We start from the raw sequence: 21,457 nt of genomic DNA on the forward strand, positions 1-21,457 counted from the left end.
CCTCGGCATATACGCCGATTTTTGAGGAGGTTCATATGAAGCTGAAACAATTGGGCGCTTTTGCCCTGTGTCTGTTCGCCGCGGCGGTCCTGTTTGCCCTGCCGGCATCCGCGCTGGACGCCGGCGCCTACACCGCGCCCTGCGGTACCTACTATCTCAATCCGGACACCGGCGTCACCGACGACGGCGGCACCAAGAACGCCGCCATCGGCGAAGGGATGTGCCGTTCCGCCGTCTATAAAGACGCCCTCATCGAGGTGGAGAACGGCAGCACTTATCTCACCATTCGGATGCAGCTGATGAGCAACATCAAAGACATCAAGTTTTCCGTCCAGAAAACCGCGGGAGACCCGGGCAGCTATCAGGCCGTAAGCTACAGCACGATGCAGGAGGATTCCTCTTCCGACACGGCGGATATGCGCTTCAAGGTCCCCAAGGCGACCGCCTACATCCGCTGCGATATGTATGTTATTCCCATGGGGCGGGCCGTGGTCTTCTATATGCAGGTGAACAGCGGCTCCGCCAGCAAGGGCGGCGGAGATTTTGTGGTGTCGGTGGACACTCCCGCTCCGGCGAGCACGCCCCCGGCCGCCGGAAGTCCTGCGGCAGGCCCTCAGGAGCCGTCGCCTCCCGCCCACGCCGAGACGCCGGCCGCCGCGCTGGCCCCGACACCGTCCGTCAGCCCGGACAAGGCCGCAGCGTCAACGCCGCCGGGCAGCAGCCCCGCCGCCGCGGCAAATGCTTCCGACGCCACCGCCTCCCCTGCGCCGGCCGAAAGCGCATCGTCCGCGCCGTCGCAGGTCACGCCGGAGGAACCGGAGAATTCCGTCCCGGCTGAAGGACCCGAGGCTTCCAATGGGAACGCATCCCCCGCCCCTGTATCAAGTGCCGATCCGGGCGCGGAAACCGACAGCACCGCGGAACGCGGCGGCTTCCCTACCGGGGCCGCCGCGGCGGTGGCTGTCGTGGTGGTCGTTGTGGTGCTGACCATTGTCGTCAGGAAGAAAGGCAGGTAAACCGTGCGGAGAAAAAATTTGCGCTTTGCGTCGGGTCTGCTGTCCGCCTTTTTGGTGACGGCTCTGACGGGCTGCGTGGATCAGCATCCCACGCAGACTCCCCCGCCCGCTCAAACCGTCGCAGCGGGCGAAAGCACCCCGCCGGAGGAGCCCCGGCTCGTGGCGACAAGCCGGGCGACGGTGGCCATCTGCGACAAGCTGGATTTGGATTTGGTGGGCAGGCCGTCTCTGGAGGGCCTGCCGGAGCGGTATGACGACGTGGCCCAGGTGGGCAGCGCCATGGGCCCCGATATGGAGATCATCGCCTCTCTGAACCCCACCGAGGTCCTCGGCCCGGATACCCTGGGCCCCAATCTGACAGCGGGCTACAAGGCCGCCGGCATCCCCAACACGTTTTTGAATCTGCGCAGCGTCCAGGGCCTTTATGAGGCCGTGGACTACCTTGGGACCAAGTATGACCGCAAGGCGCAGGCCGGCGACCTGCTCGCGGAGTACCACGAAAAGCTGGACGCCTTTCAAAAGGCGAAGGGCGACAAGGAGGGCCCCAGGGTGCTGCTCCTCATGGGGCTGCCCGGAGCCTACATCGAGTGCACCGCCAGCTCCTATGTGGGAAACCTGGTGGAGCTGGCCGGAGGCGTCAATGTGGTCACCGACCCGGAAAACGACTTCGTGAGCTGGAATACCGAGGAGTTGCTGGCCCTGGACCCGGACATCATCCTGCGTACCGCGCACGCCCTGCCCGAGCAGGTCCAGAAGATGTTTGAGGAGGAATTCCGCACCAACGACATCTGGAGCCATTTCCGCGCCGTACAGGAAAACAAGGTCTATGATCTGGATTACAGCATCTTCGGCATGAGCGCCACCTTCAACTGGGCCGAGGGCCTGGACGACCTGCTGCCCCTGTTCTACGGGGAGGGGAACCAATGAGGGACAATGCGAAAAGGCGCCTCTCAACCGGGCTCCTGGCCTGCTTGATACTCGCCGTGCTCACCGGGGCGCTGACCTTGTGGGCCATGAAAGCAGGAAGCTTGAACGTCACCTGGAGGCAGCTTATTTCCGGCCTTTTTGTTTCCTACGACGAGACGGTCAGAATCATTTATGATCTGCGATTCCCGCGTATTCTCATTGCGTTGCTGGCCGGCGCCGCCCTGTCCGCCTCCGGCCTTATTCTCCAAGCCGTGCTGAAAAACCCGCTGGCGGACCCGGGAATCATCGGCATCTCCGGCGGCGCCGGCTTTGCTGCCGCCCTGGTGACCTCTTTTTTTCCCATGCTCTATTTTTTCAGGCCCATCTTTGCCTGTGTCGGCGGACTTGGAGCCTTCCTCCTGATCTACACGTTGGCCTGGAAGGGCAGCCTGAACCCGGTCCGCATCCTCCTCGTCGGCGTGGCGATAGCGGCGGTGTTTTCCGGGCTGACCTCCATTCTTGGCGGGATGAACAGCTCCTCGGGCATATCCCTGGAGGTCTCCGGCCTGTCCATGCGGACCTGGAGCGACGTCAGGCTGCTGGCGGTCTATTCGGCCGTCGGGTTGATTCCGGCGCTTGTCAGCGCCCCGGCCTGCAATCTGATGGCATTGGATGACCGAACCATACGGAGCCTGGGCACCAACGCCGACCGTCTGCGGGCGCTTTTGTCCCTTATGGCGGTATGGCTGGTATCCTCCGCCACGGCGGTCATTGGCGTGGTCGGCTTTCTTGCGCTGCTCGCCCCCCACATGGGCCGGAAGCTGGTGGGCGGCAACCACTGGGTTTTGACCCCCTTCTGTATCCTGCTGGGCGCCTTTATCCTGTTGCTGGCCGACACCCTGGGGCGCCTTATCGCCGCGCCTTATGAGGTCCCGGCCTCGGTGATCATGAGCGTCGTGGGCGGCCCCTGCTTCGTCGTTTTGCTGAGAAAGGGGGACAAGCATCTTGGTCTGCGTTGAAAATATCCGCTTTTCCTACGGGGACACTCCGGTACTTCAAGGCGTATCCCTGACTGTCAAGGCCGGGGTGGTAACGACCCTCATGGGGGCCAATGGCTGTGGGAAGACCACCCTGCTCAACCTGATGACCAAAAACCTCCGGCCCGACGCCGGGCATGTCACTTTAGACGGGACCGACATTCAGTCCATGCGCCTGAAGGAGTTTGCCCGCTGTGCCGCCATCGTGCATCAAAAAAACTCGGCGCCGGACGATTTGTCGGTGCGCAAGCTGGTTTCCTACGGCCGCCTGCCCTATTGCTCCATGCTCCGGTCACAGCGCGGCGAGGACCTGGAAAAGGTGGAATGGGCCCTGAGCGCCACCGACATGACGGCGCTGGCGGACCGGCCCATGGGCGCTCTTTCCGGCGGTGAGCGGCAGCGCGCCTTTCTCTCCATGGCTCTGGCCCAGGGCACCAGGCTGCTGTACCTGGACGAGCCCACCACGTTTCTGGACGTGCGCTACCAGGTCGAGCTTCTGCGGCTTATCCGGCGGCTCAACCGGGAGCTTGGCATTACCATCGTTATGGTACTGCACGACATCAACCAGGCTCTCTGCTACAGCGACGAGGTGGTAGGCCTGAAGGACGGCGCCGTATTCTGCCAGGGGCCGCCCAACCAGGTGATCAGCCAGGAAACCATACACGCCCTCTACGGCATCCGGCTCGAAGTCTGCCGCCAGAATAAAACGCTCTGGGTCATGACCGTCTGATCGGGCTATGCTTAAATTCAAAGCAAAACCTCGCAGCTATAGCAGCTGCGAGGTTTTTTAGTGACACGCCGGAGATTCGAACTGCGGCCCCCCTGCTTACAGGTCTCAGTACCGCATATAAAAGCACGCTTTTTATTTTAATCCGTAGATCAGGCCCATTTGCCCGGCCACCAGGGGCGTTTTTAAAAAGCCGGGTACGAAGTCATTTTGCCGTGTGTCCACAAAATGGAGCTCCGCCACATCCCCGGACAATTCCCTGATGAGCGCTTCCAAATCGGGATAGTGCGTTCGTGAGAAAAACACATCCCCAAACGAGAACGCGCCGCCGGGTTTTACGACCCGCAGCGCCTCGCGAATCAGCGCCAGCTTATCCGGCTGGCTCCTTACCTCATGGAATACGAAATTGCTGACGGCCGCATCAAAATAGGCATCTGGGAATTCCAGCTTCGACGCGTCCCCTTTTTGAAAGGCCGTCCTGTCGCTGACGCCCTCAAGCCGCGCGTTTGCTTCGCATTGGCTCCGGGCATAATCCCAGGCTGCGCCCCAGTAATCCATGCCGGTCACGCGCGCATTTGGATATTTCTTTGCCGCTTTGACAGCCATCGCGCCGCTGCCGCAGCCAATATCCAGCAGAAGTCCTTCTCCGTTCCAATGGAGATAAGCAAGTACGTTATCCAGTATCCTGCCCTGCACGCCGCCGCCTTCATAGGACAGCAGCCTGCGGGCATGGGCCATATATCCGAAAAGGCCCAGGAATAAAACGGCTGCCGCTGCCAAAAGCACACGCAAAACGATCAGCACCGCGCCTCCGGCAATAAGAAAGCTCAGGCCAAACAGCACGGCCAGAATACCGCCGACGGTGCCCGAGACCATGAGCAGCTTGACTGGAATCCAGTTCGCGTAATCGAGCTTTTCCCGATCATTCATGATTTAATCCCCCAATCGTAAATGGCAGCGCGAAGGCTGGTCATTTGTATTTCCTGTCGTACAAAAGGGCGGCATTGAGCACGACCAGCACGGAACCTGCGTTGTGGACCAGGGCTCCGCTGACCGGATTGAGTATGCCGGCCACTGAAAGGGCAATCGCCGCAAAGTTGATCGCCATCGAGAGCATGATGTTGAATTTGATGGTCCGTACCGTGGCGTTGGACAGCTTCTTCAAATAAGGGATTTTGGCGATATCGTCGCCGATCAGGGCGATGTCCGCCGCTTCAACGGCGATATCGCTGCCCATGCCGCCCATCGCCACGCCGACATCGGCCGCCTTCAGTGCCGGCGCGTCGTTGACGCCGTCACCGATCATGCAGACCTTGTGTCCCTGTTTTTTCAGCTCCTCAATGCTGCGCACCTTATCGGCCGGGAGCAGCTCCGCCCTGACGGAAGAAATGCCGACTCTTTCGGCGAAATAGTCGGCGGTCTGCCGGTGGTCGCCCGTCAGCAGGACGACCTGAGTATCCATATCCCGCAGCTCCTGAACCATGCTTTTTGCGGTATCCCGAATCGTGTCGGAGAGCGCAATGGCCCCGACGAGCGCTTGCTCCAGGGCGACCAGGACGACAGCCTTCCCCTGTGCACGAAAGCGCTCCAGCTCTGTCCGGGCCCGGTCGTCGATATGTACCGCGTTCTCCCGCAGATACGCCGCGCTGCCGCACAGCAGCTCCCGTCCATCCACAATCGCCCGGATGCCTTTCCCCGGCAGCATCTGAAAATCGCTTGCCGCATCTGTTGCCACGTGATTTTCCTTGGCGTAGGCCACGATCGCCTTTGCCAGCGGATGCTCCGAATAGGCTTCGGCGGAAGCGGCCAAACGCAGCAGGGCGACTCCGTTCACCCCTTCCGCCAAGGGATAAATATCGCTGACGGTGAGCGCGCCGTGGGTCAGTGTGCCGGTTTTATCAAACGCGATACAGTCCGCTTTCCCCATGATTTCCAGCGCCTCGCCCGACTTGATCATCACGCCGTGCCGGGTCGCCTGCCCGATTGCCGCCATAATGGAGGTGGGGGTGGCCAACGCCAGCGCGCAGGGGCAGAATACAACCAGTATGGTCACAGCCCGGATGATTTCGCCTGTGACGAGAAAGGTTATCACCGCGATGGCCAGCGCGATGGGGACGAGCCAGGTCGCCCACTTGTCCGCGATGCGCTGCATAGGCGCTTTGCTGTTCTCCGCCTCCTGCACCAGGCGGATCAGCCGTTGAAGAGAGGAATCCGCTCCCGCCGTGGTGACGGTGATGTCAATGGCGCCGAAACAGTTGATGGTTCCGCAGAACACGTTGTCGCCGGGGGCTTTATCGACGGGCAGCGACTCTCCGGTCATGATCGCCTGGTCTATCGAGGTCGTCCCGCTGATGATCTCGCCGTCCGCCGGGATCGTCTCTCCCGGCAGAATACGCAGATGGTCCCCCGCCTTGATGTGCTCCGCCGGAATCATTTCCTCCCGGCTTCCCGCCGCGTCGGTGGTGAGCCCCCTGCCCTGCGCAGGCGTGAGGCTGATAAGCCGTTTCAACCCCTTTTTTGACCGTTCCACGGTCTTATCCTCCAGTATCGCCCCGATCGCCATGATAAAGGCCACTTCGCCGGCGGCAAAAAGCTCGCCGATGGCGATGGACGCGATCATGGCAATGGAAATCAGCAGCGCGGAGGAAACCCACCTTTGGAATATGAGCCGGGTCACGGCAAGGTACAGCAGGGGCAGCCCGCAGATGAGCACGGTGACCCAGGCGGGATCGACGGGAAGCGCCTTCCCCGCCAGCATTAAAATGAGGCTTGCCGCCAGAAAGACGGCGGCCGCAATGGTCATGGGAACGCCGCCCAATAGGTTGCTTATCCGTTTAATCATAACACACCACCTGGTCCCTTCAAATCCATAGGAAATACGCGGAAATAATATCCCCCCGGGGGGGATATTATGATCGTAGCAGAGATGATATATTTTGTCAATATCCGCTGAAGGGAACCGCTGTCAAAACCAGCCCCGGGACCGCCATATGAAGCGCATAAAAGGAGGGGAAACACCCGGAGTTTTCTGGCGACCCGCCGGGGCTTCGAACTTGGCGGGTATAGAGTTCTAAACACAGTTAATAATACGAAAAAGAGATGAAACACTGAAAAAGCTCTTATGTCTACTGTTGACTGCATTCATAGCCACAGCACCTATGGTAGCACGCCCTAAAACACGGCTTAACATATTATATTAGAAACACTTGCGGAGGCTTGACATGCAATCGAATATTACCTCACTAAAGATCTACGGATTAAGTGAATATGATGTTATAAAAGAGGTAATATTATGTTCTCCCGAATATATGAGGATCGATGAAATTATCAATCTTACCCAACGAAAATATGCTAAAGAAAACATTTGCTCAGAGCTTGCTGTTAAACAGCATTCGCATTTAATTCAAATATTGCAGGAGAACGATATTAAAGTTCATTTATTATCTTTACAGGAAGACCTCCCAGAACAGGTTTTTACTCGTGACATCGGGTTCGTTATCGGCAGACGATTTTTTGTTTCAAATTTGAAGGAGAGAATTCGATTAGGCGAAACAAAAATATTGAAGGAATGGCTGAATGATCGGCATTTTGATTTTGTTGAATTACAAGCAGGATGTATCGAAGGCGGAGATGTAATCGTCGATAAAGATTTGATTTGGTTAGGGCTTAGTGACAGAACATCAGAATCGGTCATTAACGAGCTCGCAGATCGGTGTCCCGGCTATACCATTCAGCCTGTTGCATTTGACCCTGATTTCCTGCACTTTGACTGCACATTTAATGTTATTTCAGAATTTGATGCTTTAATTTATCGAAATGCTTTTAAAAGAGAGGAGCTTTTAAGGCTTTCAAATTACTATAATTTAATTGAAATCAGCAAAGAAGAGCAATTTACACTCGGGACCAATGTCCTGTCCATCGGACAAGGGAAAATAATTAGCTCTCCTCAAAACAAGCAGATCAATAAGAAGCTGGCACAGCTTGGTTATCATGTAATTAATGTGGATATATCGGAAATACTCAAATCAGGCGGGGCGTTCAGATGTATTACCTTACCAATTGTTAAAGATTATTCAATTGTAAAAAGCAATAAACTGCTAAAATCCCCCGGTTAACAGGTCATCCTGTGCCGGGGAATTTTTATAATTAAATTAAATGGCATCCCCATCGTTTCAACGTATAGCGTCCGTTACATTAGAAATACTCTTGTCCTTAATATTACCAGCGGAAGAATTCATATAAGTATAAAAACAGGCAACTATATAATCGAGGATAACTTATATGACTGTAATTTTGCTGATTGCGTTGGCTATATTCCTGATCGCTCTCGCGATTTTTTTGATTCCCGTAAAGATTAGCTCTCATCTTGACGTAAGCATGGCAGATGTTTATACAAAAGCAACTTGGTCATTTATTAAAGCAGAATTAAAATTAATCGGTGACCAGGCATTTCTTCGCATTTTCCTTTTTAATATGAAAGTTTTCTCCCGGTTTATAAACCGTAAAAGAAAAAAGCACAGAAGATCGGCCGTTCAAATACTCAAAGCACTAAAGCTAAACCACACGGCTCTTGATATTAACTATGGTTTTAACGAACCTTATTTAACAGGAATTTTTTTCGTAATACTTAACTTTATAGCATCTATCTTTAACAAAGCTGAAGTTGGGTTATATCCGGAGTTTTTGCCGGATGCGGAATTTTTGAGAATAAAAGCAAAAACAAATCTTAATATCGGCAAAACTATAATAAATTTATCCAGGCAGAAAGTATAACTTAATCTAAAATTTAATCAGGAGGCCAGCTAACATGGATCAATTGAATTTAAATGAGAACGTGGATTCTCTGTTTCGGAGTCTTGAGAATTTTACGCAAAAAGAGGGTATTATCGGAAAACCCGTCACGCAGGGCGATAAGACGTTCCTGCCTGTAGTGTCGATTACACTGGGCTGCGGAGGCGGAAATGCGAACATGAAAGGACAAGGCGGCAGCTCAGGTTCCAGCACAGGCATGTCCTCAAACACCGGAACGGGGGCCATGGGGCTTGGTGCAAAGCTCTGTACGGACGCCGTCATTGTTATTGATGGACAAAATGTATCTGTTCTGCCGATGAACGCAGCCGGTGCTTCAACAAGCCTTGTGGATAAAATTCCTCAAATCATCTCCGGGATGAAGGGGCAGAGTCAGGGCCAAAATCAGAGTACTCAAGGCCAGGGTGTACAAACGCAAGGTCAGGGTTCTCAGCAAACGCAAGGTACCCAGAATCAAAGCACATCCAGCACACAGACTCCTCTATTCAAGTAAGGAACTAATATATGAATAAGACCGCTTCGTTTGGAGCGGTCTTATTGTTCCCAAACCCCTCGCAGCTGTTGCAGCTGCGAGGGTTGGACCCGTCGGAGATTCGAGCTCCGAACCCCCTGCCTAAACGGCCTGAATGAGCGCGCATTAAGCCGGCAAATAAAGTGCGCCATGGCAAATAATTCAGCCAAAGAAAGATTGTATTGACATTGATTGTTTATTTTCTTATAATTATTTATACAATTAAATATATATGCGCTTGTAAATCATGCGTGGCATCTGCCGCGCAGGAAGTTGGGTGAGAATCCCACACAGGAACGCTGCTGTATTAACGGAGCAGTCTTTTACGGGAAACCAGCCACTGGAAGCAATTCTGGGAAGGCAAAAGGCTGCGATGAGGTTTAAGTCAGAATACGTTTACGAGATGCTGTTGAAGATGCTCTTCGGTACTTAGGAGTAATTTAAGGTTTGTTGTCGTTCATTTTGAACCGGCGACTATTTGTTTTGTCATAAAACACTGTATCAGAGCATTTATGCTCGATACAGTGTCTTTTTATTGCCGAAATGTAGCGGCATTGGCGGTTTCTGCCGCATTCCGTTCATGCGTTGCGGTTTAGATATAATACAGTGCCCATCACGACATAAAAAGGAGAGAAAGAGAATAATGAAGAAACCAATCAAACAAACCCTGTGCATGCTGCTGGCTGTTTTCATGTGCCTGAGCATGGCGGCCTGCGCCGGCGGCACGAACAATGACGGTGCCGGGACAAGCGCGTCTCCCAGCGCCGGAGAGTCCAGTGCCGCGCCGGGAGAGGCCAAGCATGTTAAAAACCTTATTGTCGGAACGTCCGACCAGCCTGCAACGACCAGCATACTATCGCAGACGGGTTCCCTGGGCAAATTCAACTACAACAGCATTACCTACGCGAATCTGTTTTACCCGGATGAAAACAACGATATGCAGCCCTATTTTCTTAAGAGCTATTCAATCTCCCAAGACGGAAAAGAGCTGGAAATGACCTTCCCGACAACTGCGGTCTGGCATGACGGCGTACCCGTAACGGCGGACGACATGGTCTTTACCTTTCAATACATGCGCGACGTCATGAAGAGCAAAGCCCTGAGAAACCTGTCTGATATCAAGGTCAATGGGAAGGATTCGATCACCCTCGTTTTCAGTCAGCCCGACGCTTACTTTTTCGTTAAAAATGCCACGCTGACGGTATTCGTGCTTCCTAAGCACATTTGGGAAAACGTCACGGATTACGCGGCCTATACGGGTGAAGACGCGGCTATCGGCTGCGGGCCCTATAAGCTTGTTAAAGTCGACAAGGACGCGGGGACGATGTCTTTTGAGGCCGTGCCCGAAAACGCTTACCTCGGCGAACTGACGGTGGACTCCATTACCTTGAAATCTTATTCAAGTCAGGATTCGCTTCTTATGGCCCTGGCTAACGGCGAAATCGATGTCATTTACGACTATGCCGCCCCCATCAGCTACACGCTCCTGGACGTTATCGCGAATAACAAAAATATTGATTCGGGCGAAAGCGGCTATACCGGCTGTAACCAGGTCACCTTCGGTATGAGCAAGGGGCCCAATACCGATCACGCCTTCAGAGAAGCCGCCGTAAAAAGCCTTGACTGGAAGCTGCTCTCCCAGCTGAGTAACGGCAGCTATGGCGAAATCCCCGGAAGCGGCATCTTGCCTTCGGCGTGTCCCGGTTACGACGCATCCCTTTGGAAAATGTATCAGGATACCGATGAGGCCAATAAAATTCTGGACAACGCGGGGTACAAGGATACTGACGGCGACGGCTTCAGAGAGATGCCCGACGGGACAAAATTCACTTATAAAGTAGCGGCCCAGTATGCCCAGAAAAAGCAGGAGCTGCTTAACAGAATCGGCGAGGTCCTTGTCTCCGGCCTGAAAAACATCGGCATTAACGCGTATTTTGATCAGGCAGCCCTTTCGAGCGATGAAGCGAACAAGAGCATGGTGACCAATAACGACTACGACATGTTCATCGGTTACACAACCACCGGCGTTGCGACATACAGAACTGCTTTCTGGTATTTCCTGAACAGAGAGGTTGCAGGCAGCGGCGGGATGGATTGGGGGAATTCCTACAACAACGAGGAGCTGAACAAAGCGTATCAGTCCCTGATGGCGGCAGTCAACAACGACGGTTATCTCAAGGCGGTCGGAGACCTGCAGAAGCTTGCTTCCAAGGACCTCTTCGGCTTTGCAGTGAGCTGGGAGAAATGTTTCTTCCCATATAGGACGGACAAGTATCAGGGCTTTAAGAATTATCCGTCGATAGGCGTGGTTCACGCCGAGACCTTCTATACCATTACGGCGAAATAAGCCTTCCAATCGATGACTTGCTTTTGGCGGGGCGGCTAAAGGACGCCCAGCCAAAAGCAAGCCGCCTCCTGCAATCGGTGAACGCCAACACAAAGGGGCACTTCTATGCTAAAGCGCATAATAAAAAAATCCGTTATAGCGATTTTGACGATTTATGCCATCATCACAATCAGTTTTCTGATGGTAAGGTTTATGCCGGGCGATCCTCTCATGCACCTCGTCGGCCAGGACAGATACTACGAGCTCCTGCAGGATTCCCCCGCGGAACTCGAACGTATCGCGCAAAGGTATGGCTTGAACGATACGCTTTGGGATCAGTACATCCATTATATGCAAAGCACCGTGACGCTGGATTTCGGCATCGCATATTCCAACAATCAGCCCGTGCTCGACAATGTTCTGTACAGGGCAGGTTGGACATTGCTGCTCAGCGTGCCGACATTTATCATAGGCGGCCTGCTTGGCGCGGTGCTGGGGACCATTGCCGGCTGGAAGCTGGGAGGAACCTTCGATAAGGTGCTGACGCCCGTCCTGCTGTTCCTGAATACGGTTCCCGCCAACTGTATCGGCATTCTTTTTCTCGTCGTGTTTGCGTTTAAGCTTGGCTGGTTTCCCGTCAACGGCATGACCTCGGGCGGACTGAGCGGCCTATCGAAAACGGCCGATATTTTGTGGCACGGCGCGCTTCCCCTCACGCTGCTGATTTTATTCAGAACAGCGGGCAATTTCTTATTGATGAAAAGCAACGTTTCACAAATCCGGGATGAGGAATTTATAACGACCGCCTATTCCAAGGGGTTGTCGGACAACAAGGTGCTTTTCCGGCATGTGGTGAAAAACGCCACGCTGCCGTTTGTTACAAGCCTGTGCATGCAGCTTGGCGGGCTTCTCTCCGGCTCAATGCTGATCGAGGTCATCTTCGGCTGGAAAGGGATGGGCGAGCTGTTCTACTCGGCCGTCAATACGCGTGATTTTCCCACCGCCCAGCTATGCTTTATTATTTCGGCCGTATGCATCGTCGCAGGAAACCTGTTGAGCGACATATTGATTGCCGCAATTGATCCGCGGATCAAGGAGGGCAAATTTGAGTACTGAAAAAATGGCGAAGCGCGCCGGAACAAAAAAAACAAAAATGAACGCGGCTATGATATGGGGCGCGGCAATCGTGGGGGTTTTTGTTCTGGTTGCGGTTTTGGCGCCCGTTTTGGCGCCGTATGATCCGTATAAAATGGGGATTCCCTATATCAAGCCGTCTGCCGAACACCTTCTTGGGACGAACGACGTCGGTCAGGATTTGCTCAGCGAGCTGATTTACGGGACGCGCATTTCGCTTTTCATCGGCATATTCACCTCCATAATCGTCACGGTCGTTTCCCTGACGTTATCCTTACTTTCCGGCTATTACAAGGGCGCGATCGATAAAGCGGTGACCGCGATTACAAATATAACCATGGGGCTGCCGGATCTTGCTCTCACTATTCTACTAATCGCTTATTTGAATCCGGGTAAATTGAGCGTTATCATTTCAATCAGCTTAACGGCCTGGACGGGTACGGCTCGGATTTTACGAAGCCGGGTTCTGCAGCTGTGCGAAATGCCCTTTATCAAAATCGAGCAAGCAATCGGGATGAATGATTTTATCATTATGATAAAGCACATTGTACCAAATCTTAAGGACATTATCCTTTCAAGGGCCGCACTGTCCGTTTCAGCCGCCATGATGACCGAGGCGGGGCTGAGCTTTTTGGGGCTCGGTGATTTCGGCGCAAAGAGCTGGGGCACCATCCTGCATTATGCGTTCTATCAAAACGGCGTGATCAGAAATTACTACTGGTGGTATTTACCGCCTATTCTCTGCACGTCCCTGGCGGTACTCGGATTTATGCTGCTCGGCTATTACGGGGCGCAGAAAGCGAAGCTGGTGAAAAATGCTTGAAATAAACCACGTATCGGTCGAATTCGCATCCGAAAACCGTGTTCTGGCCGTAGATGATATTTCCATCCGCCTTCCAGACGGAAGCCGGACGGCAATCGTCGGGGAAACAGGCAGCGGCAAGAGCGTTTTATTGCTTTCCATTGTTCGGCTCCTCCCGCGGAACGCAATTGTGCGGGGAAAAATCGAGCTTGACGGCGAAAACCTGCTGTCCGCCGATAAGAAACGGCTGCAGCAGGTGCGGGGAGGCGTTGTCTCTTACGTTCCCCAGGGGGGCGGCGCAAGCATGAACCCGCTGCTCAAGGTCGGCTATCAGGTTGGCGAGCCGCTGATCGAGCACAAGAATTACAGCAGGAGCCAAGCTGTCGAAGCGAGTATTTCCTTGATGAAACGGTTTAATTTATTAAATGAGGAAAAGCTTGCCCGTTCCTATCCGCATACCTTTAGCGGCGGCATGCGGCAGCGCGCCATGGTGGCGATGGGCATAGCCGCAGGTCCCAGAATCATTTTAGCGGATGAACCGACAAAAGGGCTTGATGACAAAAGGGTGCGGCTGGTTGCGGATTCCATAAATATGCTAAAAGAAGAAACTCTCCTTTGTGTAACGCATGACATGAGCTTTGCGCAGGCTGTAAGCCGGGATATCTGCGTGATGTATGCCGCGCAGCAGGTTGAATTCGGCAAATCCGAAGAAATTTTAAACGACGCGCTCCACCCGTATACCAGGGACATTATCAATGCCATGCCGGAAAACGGCATGCGATACGATGACGTTGGGTTCGCTCCGGCGCACGGCAGCTATTTGAACCACTCCGACGGCTGCCGTTACAGAGACAGGTGCCGCGAGCGCAGCGAGAAATGCGTCATAATGCCCCCTGTATTCGATGTCAACGGACGCAAGGTGAGGTGTTGGAAATATGATTCTGCAAACTGAAAAGCTAACCTATAAGTACCCGAATTCACACGGGCATACCGCTGTGGACCAGGCGGACATTTCCCTCCACAAAGGTGAAACGGTCGGTCTGTTTGGAGAAAGCGGCAGCGGGAAATCAACGCTTGGGCTTATCCTCGCAGGGCTTATAAAGCCGACCTCGGGGATGCTCCGGCATAACGGAGAAAAAATCAGCGCACCGTATAAGGGCGCGCACCGCAGAGGTATCCAAATATTGTTCCAGCACCCCGAAATATCGTTTAATCCCGCGCTGATCCTGTTAAAAAGCATGACGGAGCCGTATAATATCTACGCACTGCCGTACTCCTACAGCAGTTTACTTGAGTATCTCAAGCATTACGGCCTATATGAAGAGCATCTTTACCGAACGCCAGCCCAGCTCAGCGGCGGAGAGCTGCAAAGGGCGGCGCTTGCGAGAATACTCGCGATTCAGCCCGAGGTGATCGTTCTTGACGAACCCACGAGCATGCTCGATGTTATTACGCAAGTCCAGATCATGAATATATTAAAGGATTATCAGAGCAAAAACAACGTTTCTTATATCCTGATTTCGCATAACCGTATCCTTTGCGAAAAGATGTGCGGCAGAATATACAAGGTTGAAAACGGCGTCTTTACGGAGGAATACGGCAGGCCCACAGACAAATAAAATAAAATGGCTGTGACAATTCAAATGAACTGTCACAGCCATTTTTTTGCAAAACATCAGTATCATCAGCGCGCCTTCCCGATTTCCGGGTGACTGGCTTAATTATCTTAATTATAAAGTGTGTTTATCTCAATGCTGACCCGGAACTGTTGCGGGCTTCGGTGTGACTGGCCGGGCAGCAGTCGCAATACTGCCCGGCGAGCACCCGAAACAAAAGGAAAATGTCAAAGCCGGGACAGCATACCGGCAGCTGGTTAACTGGTTGAGTTGTAATTCGGCTTATGGTTTTTTGTAGACCGGCGCGGATTTTAAAGCGGCGGCTTCGAGCAGCTCATATGTGGCTTTCATCATTTCAAAGGTCTCGTCCTGATTTATGTAAGGACATATGAGCTTTGTCAGATCGGGGAAAAGTTCGCTTTTTTCTCCGTCAAAATCGATGATAAACAGCAGCCGCGGTTGCGGGTCGTCAGGCTCCCGCGCCATAAGCATATAGGCGCTGTATACATTTTCCTTGCCGCTGAGAAAAACGCTCAATTCTTCAATAAGCGCCGGCATTACTTTTGCCGGCCTGGTCAGCTGGAGGTCCCTGCTGTGCTCCACGCGTCGTATCCCAAAACCTTCCGTTAACATGTCGATTTGTTCAATCAGCTCCTGATCGAGCAGGAGCATTTTACTGAAAGGATCTATCACGATGCCGGCCAGCTTCTTTGGATTATTCAAAACCTCAAGCTTCAATTCATCGAACGACAGTAAAACTGTCTTATTGTTGTCAAACGGCCATTGCGCTAATTCGCCAGGGTGGGTGAATGCCGACAGGTATCTGTCTCCGGCCGGTGAAATCATAGCGGCCAGCATTCCTCCGCCTCCCGACTCCTCCCGCTTATATGGCACCATAAACTTAATATGTTTTATCCAGAACAAGGAATTGATTTGCTTCTGATGCAGCTCAATAAGTTTCTTAGGATCAACAGCGTTGCCGTGCATTGAATTATTTTCATTCATCGGTCAAATCACCTGATCTTTTGGGGGTTACCGAGTGCACAGCCGGGCAGCAGTCGCATTACTGCCCGGAAGTCACCCGGCACAGGAGGTCATGTCAAAACCCAAGGAATATATGGACACACATAAAATGTGTTATCCGACTGGAGCTTTTAGTTGAGCAGCTTAAAATCAAAAGAAAAAACGACTGCATCAATCTGACGATTGATGCAGCCGTTTTTCTGCATACAAATAAACCCTGGTTCCCACCGATCGGCGGGCAGAGCAATTTCAAAGCAGGTCTTCTGACTTACGCTTACGGAGATAGACTCCTGCGGTGCGCGCTCTGCCTTCCCAGTTTCCCAGTGACCGACTTTCGTCGGCGAGCGCGCCCTCGGCGCTTACAGCGGCGGTTCCGTCCGGGACTTTCACCCGATTCCCTATTCTCCCCCAAGAGCCGAACGCCAGAGGGGGCACTCGAAATAACATTTTATTCAATTAAATGTCATGATACAACCAATGAACCAAGATGTCAACCAATACCAGTTGATTTATATTCGTCACCTTCATTAAATATGATATCGGGCCGCGAATATCTCACAAATATTCTATTTACGAAGACTTAAACTTTTGGTCTGTATTATAATCGCTTCTTTGTTTGGCCATTTCTAAAGTTGAGTGTTAAGCCGGGCGGATGTCGCAAGTCTGCCCGGCTCACTCGGAACAGGAGGGGAATGTCAACCCAAAGAAACAAGAGGTGCGCTTACTTTCGATAAATCGGCTCGCCAAGCTCTGCAGCCAGCTGCAGCAGTGTATAGGTGGCCTTCAATATCTCAAACGATTCGCCGTCATGCATAAATGCATGTATAACATTGATCAGCTCCGGGAAAAGCGAGAGCTTCTCTCCATCGAAGTCTATAAGAAAAAGCCAGTGCGGGCTTGTTTTCCCCAACTCTGTCGCCATCATCAGATAAACGCTGTATACTTCCTCGTACCGCTTAAAATAAGCTTTCAGCAGAACTCCCAATTCCGGGAACTTCCGGCGCGGACGAAGGAAACGCATATCGGGGCCGGACCTGGCGTTTTGGGGAGATACGCTTTCCACGTTAACATCGATTTGCCTGATCTGCGCTGATTTAAGTACTATGCGATCTCCGAAAGGATTGATGATCATGCCGGACAGGGAATACGGGTCGTTCAAAACTACATATTTGAGATTATCAAAGAACCTCAATACAATTTGATGCTTCTCAAACGGCCATTTCTCAAGCTCCTGTAAATCTGTAAAGGCAGGCAAAAACTTTTCTCCGCTCGGAGATATCAGCACGGCCATTTCTAATTCATCGCCGGCTTTTGCACTGATCGTTTTGCATGGTACGAGATATTTTGCTGATCTTAATTTAGAAATCCACTCATATCCATACCGGCACTGGCTTGACTCTAAATTAAAATTGTCATTTGACATAGATGAATTATCATGCATGCCTCATAATCTCCCACCATGCTATTCAAACGTGCCGGAGCTCCTCGGCGGATACTAAGGACGAGCGCGGGAAACCGTTGTTCAAAGCTTTCGTTTCAGGAATAAAAAAACCGGCTGCACCAATCACATGATTGATGCAGCCGTATTCCTACACACAAATAGAGCCCTGCTTCCCGCCAAGCGGCCAGAGCAATTCCAAGCAGGTCTTCTGGCTTACGCTTACGGAGGTTTCTCCTGCGGCTGCGTTCTGCCTTCCCAGTTTCCCAGTGACCGACTTTCGTCGACGAACGCGGCCTCGGCGCTTACAGCGGCGGTACCGCCGGGATTTTCACCCGATTCCCTATCCTTCCCCAAAGGCTATTGCGCCAAGGGGGACACTCAAAATGAATTATTCAGTTTCTGAATGCAGGGTAGCATAAAAGCCAGCGCTTGTCAATAGCATTTAGAGTATGTCAGCCGCTATACGAAATTTATCGTAAAGCAAACGGAGAAGATAATGAGAAAACTCAATTTTTTACATGGCTCATTCGTCGTCGCGTTTATCAATATACTTATCGGGCTTATCGGTTTTTTCTATAATGTCATACTCTCGAAGCTGATCGGCGCCGAAGGCATCGGGCTGTTCCAGATGACCTCGAGCGTCCTGATGCCCTTCCTGATTATTACGACGGGCGGAATCCCAACAGCCGTTTCAAGGCTCGTGGCTGAACAACGCTCCGGCAACAGCACATACACCGGGCGGCGGATCTTCGAATCCGCCGTCGTTTTCACCCTGGCCGTATCGCTCTGTCTCAGCCTGATCCTGATAGCCTTGGCCGGGATAATTTCCTCAGGGCTTTTTGTCAACGAGGAACTGTTGCCCTGCCTCCTTCTGGCGGCCCCCGCCGTCGTTATCATTTCCATGACCGCCGTTTTCAGAGGATATCTCTATGGCATGCGCCTGATGACGGCGGCCGGCGCCTCGGAAATCATCGAGCATCTGACGCGGTTTTTGATCGTCATCGGCTTTCTGACGCTCCTTCAGCCGGTTTCACCGGCCTGGGGCGCCGCGATTGCCGTCTGCGGAATCAGCGTTGGAGAGCTTGCCGACTTGATCTGGCTGATATGGGTCGAGAAACGTGAGGCCGCGCGCCTTCCGCGCCCCAAGCTCTCCCCCGCCGGTCTGCCGGGAACCCTCACCGTACTTCTGGACATTGCCGGACCTTTGACGCTCACCGGCCTGTCCAGCACCATCATGCAGTCGGCAAACGCCGTCCTGATCCCTCTGCGGCTGATGGCTTCCGGCCTTTCAGGCACGGAAGCGGCGGCTGAATTCGGCCGTCTGACCGGAATGGTGTTCCCCCTCGTTTATCTGCCCTTTACGGTGACTTCGGCGCTTGTTGTCAATATTATCCCGAACCTGTCGGCACAATACAGCGCAAGAAACTCCAGGAAGGCCCTCAGAACCATCCGCCAGGCCGTCGGGCTCACGCTCGCAGCAGCTGTGCCGCTCGCTGTCCTATATGTGACTTTGTCGCAGCCGTTAGGCGCGGCCCTCTATCATGACGCCGGGGTCGGCGGTTTGATCCGGGCGATGGGCGGCGCAACGGTCTTTCTTGCCCTGCAGCACACCTTCTCCGGTATCCTGAACAGCATCGGCAAGCAGAATCAGGCGACATTTCACCGGCTGGCAGGCCTCTGTGTCCAGCTTGGCGTCGCTTATTGGCTCGTCGGCAATCCCGATTTGGGAGTGTCCGGCTATGTCGTCAGCTTTTATTTATACACGCTCATCGTCTGCGTCCTGGACGGTTTCGCTATTCGGCGGGGCTTCGGACCGCCTGCAGCACGGCAAGACCGGCGCGCGCTTCGCTATTCCTCTTGACAGATTTCCATTATCGGGCAATAATGAAGAAAAATACGTTCGCAGCGAAAAGCCACGAAACGTGGCCGAGGGAAGCCGGGTGCAAATCCCGCGTGGAGCCGCCGCTGTAAGAGCATGAGCAGTGCTCCGATATGCCACTGTGATTTATCATGGGAAGGCGGAGCCTGCGACGACGCTCAAGCCAGAAGACCTGCGCTGCGAACTGAAATCCACCCGCCGACGGACCTTTTGGCTTGTGTGACGCAAAAGCGGCGTATTTAACCGTTTTGTTTGTCATGCCCTTTCCGATGCCGGGGAGGGCGTTTTATTTTGGAATAGATTCGGAATAGAAAGGGATGGATATGAACAAAGTCGTATTTCAATTTGAGGACGGCGGGGACGTGACAATCTTCGCCGCTCCCGGCGAAAACCTGTTGGACCTGGCGCGCAAGGCCAACGTCGTCATCGACGCGCCCTGCTCCGGCAACGGCTCCTGCGGCAAGTGCCGGGTCCAGCTCATGTCGGGCGAGCTGAAGAGCAAAAAGACCCTGCACCTGGACGATAACGAGTTCAATGAGGGCTGGCGGCTGGCCTGCGGGTCCGCCGTCGTCTCCGACGTGAAGGTCCTGGTGCCCGACATCGCCTCGGCTTACAAAAGCCGCATGAAAACGGCCGACCTGTCCTCTCCCGCCGAGATCAAGATTTTCAACGAGCTGCAGGACAACCTGCACAGCGTCGGTATGCATGAGGGCGGCCAGCTCAAAGTCTTCGCCGTCAAAATGGACATGCCCACGCTGGAGGACACCATGCCGGACAACGAGCGCTTTTCCCGCGCCGTCTGCGAGGTCACGGGCGCCTCAAACGTCATCGTCCCCTTCTTCGTCCTTAAAAAGCTGCCGGACCTTTTACGCGACAACGACTTCGCGCTCCGGTGCGTGGGCGAGCTGTACGAGGGCACGATAGAGATTCTCGACCTGTCCAGCGACACCGGCACCGCGCCGGTGTGCGGCCTTGCCATCGACATCGGCACCACCACGGTCTCCGGCGTCCTTGTGGACCTCGCCACCGGCTCCATCCTGTCCAAGGCCAGCGCCGGCAACGGCCAGATCCGCTACGGGGCTGACGTTATCAACCGCATCGTCGAGCAGCAGAAGCAGGGCGGCGTCCAAAAGCTCCAGAAGGCCATCATCGACGAGACGCTCCTGCCGCTCATCGACGTTTTGTGCAAGGACGCCGGCGTCCCTAAAAAGCGCGTTTTCCACATGACGGTAGCGTCCAACACGACGATGAACCACCTGCTCCTGGGCGTCAACGCCGACTTTCTGCGCACGGAGCCGTATGTGCCCACGTTTTTCAGCATGCGCCCCGTTTTGACCCGCGCCCTCGGCATCGAGCTGGCCCCCGCCGCCAAGCTCAGCGTCGCGCCCAACATCGGCAGCTACGTGGGCGGCGACATCACGGCCGGCGCCCTGGCCTCCATGATCTGGAACGCGCAGGAGCTCTCCATGCTCATCGACCTGGGCACCAACGGCGAGATCGTCTTCGGCAACACCGAGTTTCTCATGTCCTGCGCCTGCTCGGCCGGCCCCGCCTTTGAGGGCGGCGATATCTCCTGCGGCATGCGCGCCACCACCGGCGCCATCGAGGCTGTCACCATCGACAAGGATACCATGGAACCGGCGATGTCCGTTATCGGCCACATCCGCCCCGTGGGCCTCTGCGGCTCCGGCATCATCGACATGATCGCCGAGCTCTTCCGCACCGGGATCATCAACGGCAAGGGCAAATTCGTCCGCGAGGGCAAGCGCGTCAAGCACGACGAGTTCGGCATCGGCAGCTATATTCTCGCCTTCCCCGAGGAGTCGGCCAGCGGCCGGCAGGTGGCCATCACCGAGGTGGACATCGACAACTTCATCCGGGCCAAGGGCGCCATCTTCTCCGCCATCATGACCCTCATCTCCTCCCTGGGCTTCACCCCCGACATGCTGGAGCACGTGGCCGTGGCCGGCGGCATCGGCAGCGGCATCAATATCAAAAACGCCATCCGCATCGGCATGTTCCCGGACCTCCCAGTTGAGAAATACTCCTACATCGGCAACTCCTCCCTGGCCGGCGCCTACGCCATGCTCACCTCCGAGGACGCCGCCACAAAGCTTAACGAGATCGCCAGGTGCATGACATATCTGGAGCTCTCCACCCAGCCCGGCTACATGGACGCCTTCGTCGCCGCCTGCTTCCTCCCTCATACCGACGCCGCCCTCTTCCCGTC

18 protein-coding genes and 4 riboswitches are annotated in these 21,457 nt (G+C 54.0%); of the genes, 14 read left to right on the plus strand and 4 right to left on the minus strand.

Annotated elements, in window-relative coordinates:
- The first annotated feature begins 35 nt into the window (after nucleotides 1-35).
- Genes BUB60_RS06740 through BUB60_RS06755 form a run of 4 tightly spaced genes read left to right on the plus strand, consistent with a single transcriptional unit; the run spans nucleotide 36 to nucleotide 3,689 of the window.
- Nucleotides 36-1,016: a heme-binding Shp domain-containing protein gene (locus BUB60_RS06740; protein ID WP_073076989.1), complete on the plus strand. Its 981-nt coding sequence runs from the start codon at nucleotides 36-38 to the stop codon at nucleotides 1,014-1,016.
- Between the two features lie 18 nt (nucleotides 1,017-1,034).
- Nucleotides 1,035-1,943, plus strand: coding sequence for a heme ABC transporter substrate-binding protein IsdE (gene isdE, locus BUB60_RS06745; RefSeq protein ID WP_084726306.1), 909 nt, complete (start codon nucleotides 1,035-1,037; stop codon nucleotides 1,941-1,943).
- Nucleotides 1,940-2,941, plus strand: coding sequence for a FecCD family ABC transporter permease (locus BUB60_RS06750; protein ID WP_073076993.1), 1,002 nt, complete (start codon nucleotides 1,940-1,942; stop codon nucleotides 2,939-2,941). Before isdE ends, BUB60_RS06750 begins: the two co-directional genes overlap by 4 nt.
- Nucleotides 2,928-3,689, plus strand: coding sequence for an ABC transporter ATP-binding protein (locus BUB60_RS06755; RefSeq protein ID WP_242941164.1), 762 nt, complete (start codon nucleotides 2,928-2,930; stop codon nucleotides 3,687-3,689). The genes BUB60_RS06750 and BUB60_RS06755 overlap by 14 nt, the downstream gene beginning before the upstream one ends.
- Before the next feature lie 132 nt (nucleotides 3,690-3,821).
- Here BUB60_RS06755 and BUB60_RS06760 read toward each other — a convergent pair whose 3' ends face one another.
- Together BUB60_RS06760 and BUB60_RS06765 are read right to left on the minus strand one after the other, a co-directional pair.
- Entirely contained in the window at nucleotides 3,822-4,616 is a 795-nt protein-coding gene (locus BUB60_RS06760) for a class I SAM-dependent methyltransferase (RefSeq protein WP_073076997.1), read from the minus strand.
- Nucleotides 4,617-4,656: 40 nt separating this feature from the next.
- Entirely contained in the window at nucleotides 4,657-6,528 is a 1,872-nt protein-coding gene (locus BUB60_RS06765) for a heavy metal translocating P-type ATPase (protein WP_143162287.1), read from the minus strand.
- 379 nt (nucleotides 6,529-6,907) lie between these two features.
- Between BUB60_RS06765 and BUB60_RS06770 the strand changes: the two genes are divergently transcribed.
- The 8 genes from BUB60_RS06770 to BUB60_RS06805 all read left to right on the plus strand — a co-directional run bounded on the left by BUB60_RS06770 (nucleotide 6,908) and on the right by BUB60_RS06805 (nucleotide 14,887).
- On the plus strand, nucleotides 6,908-7,801 hold the full coding sequence (locus BUB60_RS06770; protein ID WP_073077000.1) for a dimethylarginine dimethylaminohydrolase family protein: 894 nt from the start codon (nucleotides 6,908-6,910) through the stop codon (nucleotides 7,799-7,801).
- 166 nt (nucleotides 7,802-7,967) lie between these two features.
- Nucleotides 7,968-8,459: a hypothetical protein gene (locus BUB60_RS06775; protein ID WP_073077003.1), complete on the plus strand. Its 492-nt coding sequence runs from the start codon at nucleotides 7,968-7,970 to the stop codon at nucleotides 8,457-8,459.
- 34 nt (nucleotides 8,460-8,493) lie between these two features.
- On the plus strand, nucleotides 8,494-8,988 hold the full coding sequence (locus BUB60_RS06780) for a GerW family sporulation protein (protein ID WP_073077005.1): 495 nt from the start codon (nucleotides 8,494-8,496) through the stop codon (nucleotides 8,986-8,988).
- Between the two features lie 243 nt (nucleotides 8,989-9,231).
- A riboswitch (cobalamin riboswitch) is annotated at nucleotides 9,232-9,420 on the plus strand.
- A gap of 229 nt (nucleotides 9,421-9,649) precedes the next feature.
- Nucleotides 9,650-11,353: an ABC transporter substrate-binding protein gene (locus BUB60_RS06785; protein WP_159435362.1), complete on the plus strand. Its 1,704-nt coding sequence runs from the start codon at nucleotides 9,650-9,652 to the stop codon at nucleotides 11,351-11,353.
- Nucleotides 11,354-11,458: 105 nt separating this feature from the next.
- On the plus strand, nucleotides 11,459-12,448 hold the full coding sequence (locus BUB60_RS06790; RefSeq protein ID WP_073077007.1) for an ABC transporter permease: 990 nt from the start codon (nucleotides 11,459-11,461) through the stop codon (nucleotides 12,446-12,448).
- A complete protein-coding gene (locus BUB60_RS06795) occupies nucleotides 12,402-13,289 on the plus strand; it encodes an ABC transporter permease (protein ID WP_242941165.1) in 888 nt (295 codons plus the stop codon). Before BUB60_RS06790 ends, BUB60_RS06795 begins: the two co-directional genes overlap by 47 nt.
- On the plus strand, nucleotides 13,282-14,220 hold the full coding sequence (locus tag BUB60_RS06800; protein WP_073077010.1) for an ABC transporter ATP-binding protein: 939 nt from the start codon (nucleotides 13,282-13,284) through the stop codon (nucleotides 14,218-14,220). Before BUB60_RS06795 ends, BUB60_RS06800 begins: the two co-directional genes overlap by 8 nt.
- Entirely contained in the window at nucleotides 14,204-14,887 is a 684-nt protein-coding gene (locus BUB60_RS06805) for an ABC transporter ATP-binding protein (protein WP_073077013.1), read from the plus strand. The genes BUB60_RS06800 and BUB60_RS06805 overlap by 17 nt, the downstream gene beginning before the upstream one ends.
- Before the next feature lie 279 nt (nucleotides 14,888-15,166).
- Here BUB60_RS06805 and BUB60_RS06810 read toward each other — a convergent pair whose 3' ends face one another.
- Both BUB60_RS06810 and BUB60_RS06815 read right to left on the minus strand, forming a co-directional pair.
- Nucleotides 15,167-15,889 carry an enhanced serine sensitivity protein SseB C-terminal domain-containing protein gene (locus tag BUB60_RS06810; protein ID WP_084726308.1) on the minus strand — a complete coding sequence of 241 codons (723 nt, stop codon included), beginning with the start codon at nucleotides 15,887-15,889 and terminating at the stop codon, nucleotides 15,167-15,169.
- A 254-nt stretch (nucleotides 15,890-16,143) separates the two neighbouring features.
- A riboswitch (cobalamin riboswitch) is annotated at nucleotides 16,144-16,360 on the minus strand.
- Between the two features lie 268 nt (nucleotides 16,361-16,628).
- Nucleotides 16,629-17,348, minus strand: coding sequence for an enhanced serine sensitivity protein SseB C-terminal domain-containing protein (locus tag BUB60_RS06815; RefSeq protein ID WP_073077018.1), 720 nt, complete (start codon nucleotides 17,346-17,348; stop codon nucleotides 16,629-16,631).
- Between the two features lie 181 nt (nucleotides 17,349-17,529).
- Nucleotides 17,530-17,745: riboswitch (cobalamin riboswitch) on the minus strand.
- 99 nt (nucleotides 17,746-17,844) lie between these two features.
- Between BUB60_RS06815 and BUB60_RS06820 the strand changes: the two genes are divergently transcribed.
- A complete protein-coding gene (locus BUB60_RS06820) occupies nucleotides 17,845-19,209 on the plus strand; it encodes a polysaccharide biosynthesis protein (RefSeq protein ID WP_073077020.1) in 1,365 nt (454 codons plus the stop codon).
- A 27-nt stretch (nucleotides 19,210-19,236) separates the two neighbouring features.
- Nucleotides 19,237-19,421: riboswitch (cobalamin riboswitch) on the plus strand.
- Between the two features lie 129 nt (nucleotides 19,422-19,550).
- On the plus strand, nucleotides 19,551-21,457 hold a 1,907-nt coding region (gene acsV / locus BUB60_RS06825), incomplete at its 3' end, for a corrinoid activation/regeneration protein AcsV (RefSeq protein ID WP_084726313.1).

This window comes from Sporobacter termitidis DSM 10068, from assembly GCF_900130065.1.
In the GTDB taxonomy this organism is placed as follows: domain Bacteria; phylum Bacillota; class Clostridia; order Oscillospirales; family Oscillospiraceae; genus Sporobacter; species Sporobacter termitidis.